This window comes from Clostridium tanneri (genome assembly GCF_033659955.1).
GTDB classification, from domain to species: Bacteria; Bacillota; Clostridia; order Clostridiales; family Clostridiaceae; genus Clostridium_AM; species Clostridium_AM tanneri.
Genome location: NZ_JARUJP010000098.1, coordinates 1 through 371, shown reverse-complemented (window position 1 = coordinate 371; position 371 = coordinate 1). Strand labels below are relative to the sequence as shown.

At 38.8% G+C, this 371-nt stretch carries 1 protein-coding gene; it reads right to left on the bottom strand.

From position 1 onward, the window contains the following. Positions 1-371: FAD-dependent oxidoreductase (locus P8V03_RS19110; protein WP_318799387.1), on the bottom strand; the 371-nt coding region annotated here is incomplete at both ends.

Below are 371 nucleotides of genomic sequence, written 5' to 3'. Positions count from 1 at the left end.
TCCTGTGCTACTATACACTTATGCTTGTTTATTTCTAATCCTTTTGTAGTTGATGATATTAATGGGTTTGGTGATGTTCCAAGGGACATGATAACTGTATCTACGTCCATTACAAACTCTGAACCTTCTACTACTACAGGCTTTCTTCTTCCTGAAGCATCTGGCTCACCAAGCTCCATCTTCACACATTTCATTCCTTTAACCCAGCCATTTTCATCTCCTAAGATTTCAGTTGGGTTTGTAAGTACATCCATTATTACGCCTTCTTCTTTTGCATGATGTACTTCTTCAACTCTAGCTGGAAGTTCTGATTCTGATCTTCTGTATACTATATGAACCTCAGCTCCAAGTCTTAAAGCTGTTCTAGCTGC